General features: G+C 72.6%; 1 pseudogene. It reads right to left on the reverse strand.

Annotated elements, in window-relative coordinates:
- Nucleotides 1-270 (reverse strand): annotated as a pseudogene (locus BST15_RS22320) (hypothetical protein); the annotation flags it as partial.

Here is a 270-nt window from a genome sequence, read left to right on the forward strand (position 1 = left end):
GGTTGGTGGGGGTGGCCGGGGCGCTGGGCTCGGACGGAACCGTGGTGGTCGGGCCTGCCGGGACCTGCGCGACGCTGGTCGAGGGGGAAGTGGCGGTGTCCTCGTTTGTGCTGGTGTCGCCGGTCAGCATCACGTAGGCCACCAGTGCGGCGGCGATGACGACAACCCCGCCCGCGATCCACCACTGACGCTGCTGGAGCTGCTGGATCCAACTGGTGCTCGGCGGCTCGGGGGAGGGCTGCGGCGCCGAGGAGGCGTGCGGTGCACCCG

Source organism: Mycolicibacter arupensis (genome assembly GCF_002086515.1).
Taxonomy (GTDB): domain Bacteria; phylum Actinomycetota; class Actinomycetes; order Mycobacteriales; family Mycobacteriaceae; genus Mycobacterium; species Mycobacterium arupense.